This is a genomic window from Helicobacter pylori (genome assembly GCF_006439795.1).
GTDB classification, from domain to species: domain Bacteria; phylum Campylobacterota; class Campylobacteria; order Campylobacterales; family Helicobacteraceae; genus Helicobacter; species Helicobacter pylori_CR.
In genome coordinates this window covers 1-12,154 of the sequence record NZ_VEYL01000013.1, presented here as the reverse complement: position 1 = coordinate 12,154, position 12,154 = coordinate 1, and the positions used below count along the sequence as shown (strand labels likewise).

Here is a 12,154-nt window from a genome sequence, read left to right as displayed (position 1 = left end):
AAAATTAAAAAAAATGTATTTTTTTAAAAAGCGTTACTCTTTAGAGATTTGTGGAGATTTTTATAATTGATGGTTATTTTTGAATAACTTTTTTTAATGATTGATAATGGAATAAGACTCTTTTTTAATCCAATAGGGATCGCTGAAACCTTATTTTAATTTTAAAAAATGGGATTTTTAAGCTTCTTCAATCAATATTCAAGTTTTTAGATTTTCACCATAAAATTTTTTTAAAAGATAAAACACCCCCACAAGCAAAGCCACACCGATTAAAAGAGCGAGCGAGCGCGAATGCATAAAACTTGCCACCCCCAAACTCACCGCGCTGCAAAGCATCGCAATAGTCGCATAAGGGAGTTGCGTGATGAAATGGCTTTGCACCGAACACCCTGCCCCCGTAGCCGATAGTATAGTCGTGTCAGAAATGGGGCTTGTGTGATCGCCATAAACCGCGCCTGAGAGGATCGCTGAAACAATCAAAATAATATCGCTTTCATTGGCCATGCCCGCTCCAATGGGCAGCATGATCGCAAACGCTCCCCAGCTTGTGCCGGTAGAAAAAGCGATGAACCCAGAAATTAAAAAAAAAATTAAAGGCATATACGCGCCTCCCCCGCTATTTAAAAACCCCTTGCTGATGTGGGCCAAGTAAAGCCCTGTTTGAGCGTCATCTCTGATCACAGGCCCAATAGCCCAAGCGAGCGTTAAGACTAATATCGCCGGCCCCACACTCTTAAAGCCATCCAACATGAGTTTAAAAAAACTCCCTTTTTCTAAAAACTTATAAGCTAAAAGATAGGTGATAATGAGCGAAAACAGCCCCCCATAAAAGAGCGAAAAACTCGCATCAGTGTTTTTTAAGACCACTCCTGTATAAAAAATCAATGATGAAATGGACACAATCAATAATAAAATAGAAAGGGGTAACAGGCTTAAGGGGGCTAGTTTTGAAGAGTTTTCTTCTTGTTCGCTATAAAAATCCTTCACGCCTATGTTTTGATACTTTCTCATGCTAGGGAGGTTGATTTGCCATAGAATGGTGAGAAAGACTGCAATGAGCGCAAAAATCGCATAATAATTACTGCTTAAGCTTTGCACAAGCACCGAAAAACTATCTTTTAATAAGGGCGAGCTGTCGTTATTCATGATCCCCATGATATATGCCCCCCAGCTAGAAATGGGGACTAATAAGCACACCGGCGCTGAAGTGGAGTCTATAATATAAGCTAGGCGTTCTCGTGTGGAGTTATGAGCGTCGTTTAAAGATTTTGAGATTTGCCCCACGGTTAGGGCGTTAAAATAATCATCTACAAAAATAATAATGCCTGAAAAAAAAGCGATAAATTCGGGGGTTTTAGCGTTTTTAGAGTATTTTTTAGCTTTTTTGACAAAGTTCTGCACGCTACCGGATTTTAAAATCACCTGGCTTAAGACGCCTAAAAAGATTAAAAACCCAAAAACATAGAGATTGGAAAGATTGAAATGAAGCCCTTTTTCTGGCTCGTAAGTGTAAAAAACGGAAGTGATCTTGATATAGGCATATTCTACGATGTAAGAAAGGTGTAACGAATGCATTAAAACAGCGCTCACTAAAATGCCCACAAACAACGAGAGCGCGACTCGTTTAGTGAAAACCACCATCAAAATAACGCTAAGAGGAACAATGAGGCTTGATGCTGACAATCCCACCGAATAAAATCCTTTAAACTAATCTTTAAATTTCAATTAAAAGAGACAATCAATATTCACAAAATTCTTTGTTAAAAGAAGAGATGAATTTGCCAAAACAAATCGCTTAAAAGATTTTAATCAAGTGGCCGGGAGAGAGGGATTCGAACCCCCGGAGGCATGACCCTCAACGGTTTTCAAGACCGCCGCTTTCAACCACTCAGCCATCTCCCGCTATTTTCATAAAAGTCCCTTACAAAAGTCCCTAAATGACTACAATATGGAGGCGACACCCGGATTCGAACCGGGGAATCAAGGTTTTGCAGACCCATGCCTTACCACTTGGCTATGTCGCCTTAAATTTAACACTAGCGTATTAAAAAATAAAATCACGCTCAATTTGAAAAATGGTGCCCAAAGCCGGACTTGAACCGGCACGGTATTGCTACCGAGGGATTTTAAGTCCCTTGTGTCTACCAATTCCACCACCTGGGCAAACTAAATAGAAACCATGCTCTAGAAGTTAAATCAAAATATGGAGCGGGAAACGGGGATCGAACCCGCGGCCCCGACCTTGGCAAGGTCGTGCTCTACCACTGAGCTATTCCCGCACTCTTTATTCAAAAAGACAATTATTATTGTATCTAAACTCAATAATAAAAGTCAAGGTTTTGTCCAAATTTCCAATTCTCTTTTAAAAACAGGTTGTGGCTTTGCCCTCTTTTAGTGGCAATGAGTGTCTGTAAAAATGCTCAAAGGCATTTTGTAAAATAAGCCATAATAAAAGGGCTTGCAAGCGAGTGGTAGCTTTTAAAATTGATGACAACAAAACCTAAAATTCAAATCAAACCCGTTTAAGAATTTCTAAATATGGGTAAAAAATATACAATACCTTATAATAAGATGAAAATTCATGGCGTTTTGCGCTCATTTTTTATTTCTTTTTAATTTGATTGCATAATAATAGCTGACATAACACATCATCATAGGAGTTTCAATCATGAAAGAAGTCATCCATTCAACGCTAGCCCCAAAAGCGATAGGCCCTTATTCTCAAGCTATCGCTACTAACGATCTTGTTTTTGTCTCTGGGCAATTGGGCATTGATGCGAGCACCGGCGAATTTAAAGGCGCGGACATTCATTCTCAAACCACGCAATCCATGGAAAATATCAAAGCGATTTTAAAAGAAGCAGGGTTAGGGATGGATAGCGTGGTTAAAACGACTATTTTATTAAAAAGTTTAGACGATTTTTCGGTGGTGAATGAAATCTATGGGAGTTATTTTAAAGAGCCTTATCCGGCCAGAGCGACCTTTCAAGTGGCTAAACTGCCTAAAGACGCTTTAGTAGAAATTGAAGCGATAGCCATTAAGTAATTTATTAAAGGGACTATCAGCATGAAAAAAGAAGTCGTGGTAATAGGCGGTGGGATTGTAGGGCTTTCTTGCGCGTATTCTATGCATAAATTAGGGCATAAGGTTTGCGTGATTGAAAAAAGCGATGGTGCAAACGGCACTTCTTTTGGGAATGCTGGGCTCATTTCTGCGTTTAAAAAAGCCCCGCTCTCATGCCCTGGTGTGGTGTTAGACACCCTAAAACTCATGCTCAAAAACCAAGCCCCTTTAAAATTCCATTTTGGGCTTAATTTAAAGCTCTATCAATGGATTTTAAAGTTTATGACAAGCGCGAACGCCAAATCCACGCATCGCACCATGGCGTTGTTTGAACGCTACGGGTGGCTGAGTATTGATGCGTATCATCAAATGCTAAAAGACGGCATGGATTTTTGGTATAAAGAAGACGGGCTTTTAATGATCTACACTCTAGAAGAAAGTTTTGAAAAAAAGCTTAAAACTTGCGATAACAGCGGCGCTTATAAAATCCTTAGTGCCAAAGAGACCAAAGAATACATGCCCATTGTTAATGACAATATCTGCGGGAGTGTGCTTTTAACCGAAAACGCGCATGTGGATCCGGGCGAAGTGATGCGCTCTTTACAAAAATATCTACAAAACGCAGGCGTGGAGTTTCTTTATAATGAAGAGGTTGTTGATTTTGAGTTTAAAAACAACCTTATTGAGGGCGTCATCACGCATAAGGAAAAAATCCAAGCAGAAAAAATCATTCTGGCCACCGGGGCTAACCCCACTCTCATTAAAAAAACCAAGAACGATTTTTTAATGATGGGGGCTAAAGGTTATAGCATCACTTTTAAAATGCCTGAAGAATTAAAACCCAAAACCTCTTCTTTGTTTGCGGATATTTTCATGGCAATGACCCCACGAAGAGACACTGTTAGGATCACCTCTAAATTAGAATTAAACACCAACAACGCCCTCATTGATAAAGAGCAAATCGCTAACATGAAAAAGAATTTAGCCGCTTTCACGCAGCCTTTTGAAATGAAAGACGCCATAGAGTGGTGCGGTTTCAGACCCTTAACCCCTAATGATATTCCTTATTTAGGGTTTGACAAACGCTATAAAAACTTAATCCATGCGACAGGGCTGGGGTGGCTTGGCATCACTTTTGGCCCGGCCATTGGTAAAATCATCGCTGATTTAAGCCAAGACGGAGCGAATGAAAAAAATGCCGATATTATGCTTTTTTCTGCATTTTTTAGGGATTAAGGAATTTCTTTTTTAAACCCTAGTTTATTAAGGAGTTTTTATGGAAACGATCGATTCGGTGGTGCGTTTGTTATCTAATTTGGTGTGGGGGATTCCCATGCAAATTTTATTAGTAGGCACCGGCGTGTTTTTAACCTTCTATCTTAGGGGTTTGCAATTCAGTAAAATTCTTTATGCGATTAAAATCCTTTTTGACAAAGAGTCCCAATCCAAGGGCGACATTTCGCAATTTTCCGCTCTCATGCTCTCTTTAGGGGCGACTGTAGGCATTGGGAGTATCGTAGGCGTAGCGACTGCTATCAGCATTGCAGGGCCAGGAGCGGTGTTTTGGATGTGGGTTACTGGGCTTGTTGGCATGGCGACTAAGTATTCTGAGGGGATTTTAGCGGTGAAATACAGGGAAAAGGGGGCGTTTGGATACAACGGAGGGCCTATGTATTATATCAAAAACGGCCTTAACATGCCCAAACTCGCCATGGCGTTTGCGATTTTTACGATTATTGCAAGCATTGGCACCGGTAACATGACGCAATCTAATGCGGTTTCTTCCATTTTGAGCGAACAAGCGAACTTGCCCACTTGGGTTTCAGGCTTATTGCTCACGATTTTAACCGCTTTCATTGTCATAGGGGGGATTAAATCCATTGGTAAATTCACTTCTTACTTAGCTCCTGTGATGGTGCTTTTATATTTGATCGCTATCATTTATATTATTGTCAGCCATTTTGATTTAGCCCTTCAAGCGATCAAACTCATTTTTGAAGAAGCCTTTAACCCTAAACCCGTTGTGGGCGGAGCGAGCGGTGCGTTGGTAGCGACGATGATAAAAACGGGCGTGGCTAGGGGGTTGTATTCTAATGAAGCGGGGTTGGGGAGCTCAGCCATTATTGCTGCAAGCGCTCAAACGCGCCACCCGGTGCGCCAAGCCTTAGTGTCCATGCTCCAAACCTTTATTGTAACCTTAATAGTGTGTTCGGCAACAGCGAGCGTGATTTTAATGGCGCCAGAATACAACACCTTGCTCCCTAATGGGGAAAAATTAAGTGCTAATTTGCTCACTTTAAAAAGCACGGAGTATTTTCTAGGCTCATTGGGGACGGTGGTGATTTTTTTGACCATGATCTTTTTTGCCTACTCTACGATCATTGGTTGGGCTTATTATGGGGAAAAATGCACTGAATACGCCTTTGGTGAAAAAAAAGTGAAATATTACCGCTTGATCTTTTTAGCGAGCGTGATGGTGGGGGCTATGGCTAAAATTGATTTTGTGTGGAATTTAGCGGATTTTTCTAACGGGCTTATGGCTATCCCTAATTTAATCGCTTTGATTTTATTGCATAAAGTGGTGTATTCTGAAACTCGTTGGTATTTTAGCAAGCATTCTAACAAGTAAAATGACATGTTAAAAAGGGCGAGTTTTGTAGAAGTGGATACCGCTTCTTTAAGGCATAATTTTAGCGCAGTCAAAAGCATTGTCCCTAAAGACGCCCACATCATGGCGGTTGTCAAGGCGAACGCTTATGGGGCAGGTGCAATTAAAGCGAGTGAAATTTTTTTACAAGAAGGGGCTAATTATTTAGGGGTAGCGGCCTTAGATGAAGCTTTAGAATTGCGCTCTCATTTTTCTAAAACCCCCATTTTGATCTTAGGTTATAGCCCTAACGCTAACGCTTCCATGCTGGTTGATAACGATTTGAGTGCTATGGTTTTTAGCCTTGAACAAGCAGAAGTTTTTTCTCAAATGGCTTTAAAATCTCAAAAACGCTTAAAAATTCATCTCAAAATTGATACCGGCATGCACCGCTTGGGCTTAGAGCCTAATTTTAAAAGCATAGAAACCATTAAAAAAATCCGCGCTTTAAAAGGCTTGGAAATAGAGGGGATATTCACGCATTTAAGCAACGCTGATGCTAAGATTAAAACCCATGCTAAAAACCAAATGAAAGCCTTTAACGCTTTTTTAGAGCAGCTTTTAGATCAAAAAATAGAGTTTCAATACCGCCATGCCTATAATTCCGCCGGTATCCTTTCTTTGTGTAATGGGAATGAAAATCGTTTGTTAAATCTCTATCGCCCAGGGATCATGCTCTATGGTTTTTACCCCTCTAATGAAATGAAAGAATCATGCCCAACCATTTTAAAAAATGTTATCAGTTTAAAAGCTCAAATCGTTCAAATCAGAAGCGTTAAAAAAGGCGAATTTATTGGCTATGGTGAGCATTTTTATACCAATGAAGAGACTTTAGTGGGTGTTTTAGCTCTAGGGTATGCAGACGGGTTAATGCGCGCCTTAGGCAATCGCATTCAAGTAGTAATCAATAACCAATTAGCCCCCCTTATTGGCAAGGTGTGCATGGATCAGTGTTTTGTCAAACTCAATAATATTCAAGCCAAAGAGGGCGATGAGGTCATTTTGTTTGGGGATAAAAGCGCTAAGGCTAATGACGCAAGCGAGATTGCTGCGCTTTTAAACACCATTGCTTATGAAACTATCAGCACCCTATCCAAACGCTTGGAGCGTGTTTATATCTAAAATCAAACCATGCAAAATTTTTATTTTGTGTTAGAATGCTTGAAAAAATTTAGGATTAAAATATAAAATGAAAAAAGTTTTATTTTTATTGGTAATAAGCTTTTTTTGGGGTTTTTTGGACGCTTCTAGCTTGTATGAAAAACTTGTCAATAAAGAAACGATCAGCGTTGGCACAGAAGGCATTTACCCCCCTTTCACTTACCATAATAAAGAGGGCAAGCTCACCGGCTATGATGTGGAAGTGGCTAGGGAGTTGGCTAAAGAGCTTGGCGTGAAAATCAAATTCCACGAAACTTCATGGGATATCATGCTGACAGGTTTGAAATCAGGGCGTTTTGATATGGTCGCTAACCAAGTGAGTTTGACGACTAAAAAACGCCAAGCAACTTTTGATAAAAGCTTGCCTTATAGCTATTCAGGCACGATCATGTTAGTTAGAAAAGATGAAAACCGCATTAAAGATATTAAAGACATTAAGGGTTTGAGAGCGGCTAACACTTTAAGCTCCACTTATGGGGAAATCGCTTTTAAATACGACGCTCAAATCGTTTCGGTGGATTCTATGGCGCAAGCCTTGTTATTAGTGGCACAAAAACGAGCCGATTTCACTTTAAATAGTTCTTTAGCGATCTTAAACTACCTTAACACCCACAAAGATAACCCCTTTAAAATCGCATGGGAGTCCAAAGAAAAAGATGGGGGTGCTTCCTTTGTTATTAACAAGCACCAAGAAAAAGCCTTAGAGCTTATCAACCAGGCGATGCAAAGATTGATCAATAAAGGGGTTTTAAAACGCTTAGGCGAACAATTTTTTGGAAAAGATGTCAGCCAGCCATAACCTGTCTTTGTTTTTTGAATCTTTAGATTTGAGCAAGGAGCGTTTGGAATTATTATTAGAGGCTTTCTACCCCATGCTAAAAGCCGCTTTTTGCATTTCTTTGCCTTTAGCGGTTATCTCCTTTATTTTGGGCTTATTGATTGCTATTGTGGTGGCTCTCATTAAAATCGCACCTCCTAAGCATTTCATTCATAGGGCTTTATTAATGGGCGTGAATTTCTATGTCTCGCTCATTAGAGGCACGCCTTTATTGGTCCAAATTGTGGTGGTGTTTTATGGTTTGCCCGCCCTTGGGGTCTATATTGATCCAATCCCAGCAGGCATTATTGCGTTTTCCTTTAATGTGGGGGCATACGCTTCAGAGACTTTAAGAGCGAGCTTTCTTTCTGTCCCTAAAGATCAATGGGATTCAAGCTTGAGTTTGGGGTTGAATTACTTGCAAACCTTTTGGCATGTCATCTTTTTTCAAGCGCTCAAAGTCGCCACGCCAAGCCTGAGTAACACTTTCATCAGCCTTTTTAAAGAAACTTCTTTAGCTTCTGTGGTAACTATCGCAGAGGTTTTTAGAATCGCGCAGCAAAAAGCGAACGCCAGCTATGACTTTTTGCCTATTTACTTGGAAGCCGCTTTGATTTACTGGCTTTTTTGCTTGGTTTTAGAAGTGATCCAAAAGCGCGTGGAAAAAATTTTAAATTAAGTTGGTTCAATCTAATCTCTTTAATATTTGATTATAATACAGCCTGAATAAAAATAAGGAAATTTGCATGGGTGTGTTTTTGGATAAGAGCATTAAAGAAGTGGTAGATGAATTGAATGTTGTTTATTTTTTGCCCAACATTCAGCGTGAGTATGTGTGGCTCAAAAAAGCCGATGAAAAAAAGATAGAGCAACTTTTTGATTCCATTCTTAGGGGCTATCCTATCGGCTCTTTTTTATTTTGGAAATTACAAAAGGAGGATATAGCCAAAAGCGACGAACAAGATAGCGATAAACTCAATTTCCAACTCTATCAATTCATTACAAACTACGATGAGCGAAAGCCTCACAATGAAAAAATCCATATTGAAGAAATCAGGCGTGATGATTTGTATATTGTCCTAGATGGCCAACAGCGTTTAACCTCGCTTTATATCGGGCTTAAAGGCACTAGAACGCTTAAGAAAAAGAACGCTAAAATCAACAACCCTAACGCTTATGAAGAGAAGCGTTTGTATTTGAATTTAAAACACCAACCAAACATGGACAAACCCGAAGACAATTACCAATTTGAATTCCATGCCAAAACGCCTGAAAACGATAAAAATCATTTTTGGTTTAAGGTGGGGGATATTTTGGAATTAAAAAGTGTTTGGAATTATGTGCAAGAACATGGTTTAAAAGGTGATGAATTGGAATTACTAGAAACACTAAACAAAGCTTTTCACGACAAACAACTCATTTCATTTTTTGAAGAAACAGAAAAAAATCTTAATAAAGTTTTAAATATCTTTATCCGTGTCAATAGCGGCGGGGTCAAGTTAAGCTATTCTGATTTATTGATGTCTATTTTGACAGCAAGCTTTTCAAGCGATATTAGAGAAAAAATGAATGAGCTAGTGGATGCTTTAAAAGACAAAGGCTTTTCAAATGTGGGGCAAGACCAAGTGCTAAAAACCTGCTTGCTTCTCATTGGTAAAGACACTACTTTTGAATTAAAAAATTTCAATAAAAAAAATATCAAAGAGATTGAAGACAAATGGGAAAAGATTACAGAAAGCATTTATAACGCTGCAAAACTATTAGAAAATTTTGGTTATGTAAAATATTTGGGTTCAGCTTATATTTTATCCAGTTTGGCCTATTTTTATTTTTTAAATTCAAAAATGGATAAAAACAATGAAGAACAAGCCCTAAAATTTGTCCGCAACGCTCAAATCACGAGTTATTTTACTCCTTCAACGGATACAAAATTAAGCGCCATAGCTCATAGCATCAAAGAAGCTCGCACTTTTGAAGCATTCAACCACAATTTAGCCAAACACCAAACATGGCCTTTAAAAATCACTAACGATGCTATAGAAGACATGATATATTCTAGTAGCGATGCTAGGGTCTTTCCTATTTTACAAATCTTATACCCAAACCTGAACTACAAAACCACCACTTTTCATATAGACCATATTTATCCAAAGTCCAAGTTTAAAAAGGAAAATAAAAAATTGGATAAAGATTTCTATGAGTGTGGGAATCATTTATACAACCTCCAGCTTTTAGAAGGCCAAGAAAACAGCGCCAAAAAGGATAAAGACCCTGAAGCGTGGCTCAAAGAAGAATGTAAAAATGAGCAAGCCATAGAAGAATATAAAAAAAGAAATTATATTGACCCTAAACTAAAATTAGAATGGGAAAATATAAAGGAATTTCGTAAGAAAAGAGAAGAAGCTATCATTGAAAGATTAAAGGAAGTGTTATTACCCCAGTCTTAATAGGGGGTGTTTTCGTAGCTGATACAATCAAGTAAGCGTTTTGACAAAACGGGTAAAACAAAATTTAAATCCTTTTAAGTGATGCTTAATGAGAAAAAAGATAAAATGATTCACTTTTTGAGCGATAATAAAATTTCATTTAATGCTTGTTATCTAAAAAATGCCCTTAAGGTGTAAGGTAGTTATATAAAATCAATCTTATCTATCTTAGTTTCAAAATGAAAAATTTAAAATAGGGCGATAGCCTTAGTGAAAGGATAATCAATAAAACATTTAGGCAAAAAAGAGATAAGAACCTTAGGATTGTCTTCGCTTGGCGGGACTTTAGAGTTTTACGATTTTATTATCTTTGTATTTTTTACAAGCATCATTGCCAAGCACTTTTTCCCAAACACCCTCAGCCCTATTTGGTCTGAAATCAACACTTATGGTATCTTTGCTGCAGGTTATCTGGCACGCCCGCTTGGCGGCATAGTGATGGCCCACTTTGGGGATAGATTCGGTCGTAAAAACATGTTCATGCTCTCTATTTTATTGATGGTAATCCCAACCTTTGCGCTCGCTTTGATGCCAACTTTTAATCATTTGGTGGGTTTTGGCGTTGATAGCATGGGACTTAGCCTAAAAAACGCTCATTATCTTGGTTATATAGCTCCTGTTTTTTTGGTGTTTGTTAGGATTTGTCAAGGCGTTGCTGTGGGTGGTGAATTGCCTGGTGCTTGGGTTTTTGTCCATGAACATGCTCCGCAAGGCCAAAAAAACACTTATATTGGTTTTTTAACCGCTTCTGTAGTTTCTGGGATTTTGCTTGGGAGTTTGGTTTATATAGGGATTTACATGGTTTTTGACAAGCCTGTTGTTGAAGATTGGGCTTGGAGGGTTGCCTTTGGGCTTGGAGGGATTTTTGGTATCATTTCTGTGTATTTGAGGCGCTTTTTAGAAGAAACTCCTGTTTTTCAGCAAATGAAGCAAGACGATGCCTTAGTCAAATTCCCGCTTAAAGAGGTGTTTAAAAACTCTCGCTTTGGCATATTAATCTCCATGCTTATCACTTGGGTTTTAACCGCTTGTATTTTGATTTTTATCCTTTTTGTTCCCAATTTTACCCTTACGCATCCTAATTTTCATTTCACTCCTTTTGAAAAAACCTATTTTCAAATTTTAGGACTTGTTGGTATTGTAAGTTCTATTATTTTAACCGGGTTTTTGGCCGATAAAATCAAACCGCACAAAGTTTGCATGGCTTTTAGTGTAGCCTTTGCCTTTTTTGGCTTTTTATTCTTCAAAGAATTTTATTCTAATGCGCCAAGTTTAGTCAATACCATAGTTTTATACTTTTTAGCTTGTTTTTGCGCAGGTATTATGAATTTTTGCCCCATTTTCATGAGCGATGTGTTTAGCGCCAAAATCCGTTTTAGCGGGATTTCCTTTGCCTATAATATAGCCTATGCTATAACCGCTGGCTTTACCCCTCAACTTTCAAGCTGGTTAAACGCAAAAGCTATAGCAGCGCCTGAAAGCTTGCAAAGTTATGGTCTAAGCTTTTATATTCTCATAGTTTCTTTAATTGCCTTTATTGCATCGCTTTTAATGGCACCAATTTACAACAAATCTAACCCCAAACACAAATCGCCCATAACATGAGCGCAAACCTTTGAGTCATTCAATCAAAACTTAGCCGATAGCGTTGGTGAATTTTGGTGATGATGAGATTTTTAACCTTCAAAGATTTTTGCAAAGATTTTTAAACTTGTTGTTTTAGATTTTATTTTGTTGTAAAACTCTTAAGGGGGTGAGATGATATTATATTCCCCTCTGCAGATCCCTATGGAGCGCATCGCAATGAGATTATCGCTTGATTAAAATCAAGCTCTCTAATATTTTCACGCCCTAAAACACCCACCCATAATTAAAAAACACTTTAAAATGGCTAGCCCCTTCATTAAAAACAAGAGAGTTTGTGTAACCATCACCGCTAGAAACGACGCTGGCTTTTCTTTGGATCAAAGGAATGCTAA

At 38.6% G+C, this 12,154-nt stretch carries 9 protein-coding genes and 4 tRNA genes; 8 read left to right on the top strand and 5 right to left on the bottom strand.

The features are described 5' to 3' along the window. Positions 1-198 precede the first annotated feature (198 nt). From FIM66_RS06045 to FIM66_RS06025, 5 genes are all read right to left on the bottom strand, one after another. On the bottom strand, positions 199-1,689 hold the full coding sequence (locus FIM66_RS06045) for a Na+/H+ antiporter NhaC family protein (RefSeq protein WP_140600217.1): 1,491 nt from the start codon (positions 1,687-1,689) through the stop codon (positions 199-201). Positions 1,690-1,814: 125 nt separating this feature from the next. Then, a tRNA-Ser gene (locus tag FIM66_RS06040) sits at positions 1,815-1,902 on the bottom strand. 47 nt (positions 1,903-1,949) lie between these two features. Further along, positions 1,950-2,024 (bottom strand) — tRNA-Cys (locus FIM66_RS06035). A gap of 52 nt (positions 2,025-2,076) precedes the next feature. Then, positions 2,077-2,163, bottom strand: a tRNA-Leu gene (locus tag FIM66_RS06030). 41 nt (positions 2,164-2,204) lie between these two features. Further along, positions 2,205-2,279 (bottom strand) — tRNA-Gly (locus FIM66_RS06025). Between the two features lie 389 nt (positions 2,280-2,668). Between FIM66_RS06025 and FIM66_RS06020 the strand changes: the two genes are divergently transcribed. The 8 genes from FIM66_RS06020 (at position 2,669) to FIM66_RS05985 (ending at position 11,780) form a co-directional block, all read left to right on the top strand. Further along, entirely contained in the window at positions 2,669-3,046 is a 378-nt protein-coding gene (locus FIM66_RS06020) for a RidA family protein (protein ID WP_000665793.1), read from the top strand. 21 nt (positions 3,047-3,067) lie between these two features. Continuing rightward, on the top strand, positions 3,068-4,300 hold the full coding sequence (locus tag FIM66_RS06015) for an NAD(P)/FAD-dependent oxidoreductase (RefSeq protein ID WP_140548924.1): 1,233 nt from the start codon (positions 3,068-3,070) through the stop codon (positions 4,298-4,300). Between the two features lie 40 nt (positions 4,301-4,340). Next, a complete protein-coding gene (locus FIM66_RS06010; RefSeq protein ID WP_140600216.1) occupies positions 4,341-5,693 on the top strand; it encodes an alanine/glycine:cation symporter family protein in 1,353 nt (450 codons plus the stop codon). A 6-nt stretch (positions 5,694-5,699) separates the two neighbouring features. Beyond that, entirely contained in the window at positions 5,700-6,833 is a 1,134-nt protein-coding gene (gene alr / locus FIM66_RS06005; protein WP_140548928.1) for an alanine racemase, read from the top strand. A 67-nt stretch (positions 6,834-6,900) separates the two neighbouring features. Continuing rightward, entirely contained in the window at positions 6,901-7,671 is a 771-nt protein-coding gene (locus FIM66_RS06000; protein WP_140600215.1) for an amino acid ABC transporter substrate-binding protein, read from the top strand. Then, on the top strand, positions 7,655-8,368 hold the full coding sequence (locus FIM66_RS05995) for an amino acid ABC transporter permease (RefSeq protein WP_140548936.1): 714 nt from the start codon (positions 7,655-7,657) through the stop codon (positions 8,366-8,368). Before FIM66_RS06000 ends, FIM66_RS05995 begins: the two co-directional genes overlap by 17 nt. A gap of 67 nt (positions 8,369-8,435) precedes the next feature. Next, complete coding sequence (locus tag FIM66_RS05990; RefSeq protein WP_140548932.1) at positions 8,436-10,136, top strand: DUF262 domain-containing protein; 1,701 nt, start codon at positions 8,436-8,438, stop codon at positions 10,134-10,136. A 264-nt stretch (positions 10,137-10,400) separates the two neighbouring features. Continuing rightward, positions 10,401-11,780 carry an MFS transporter gene (locus FIM66_RS05985; RefSeq protein ID WP_140600214.1) on the top strand — a complete coding sequence of 460 codons (1,380 nt, stop codon included), beginning with the start codon at positions 10,401-10,403 and terminating at the stop codon, positions 11,778-11,780. The last annotated feature ends 374 nt before the right edge of the window (positions 11,781-12,154 follow it).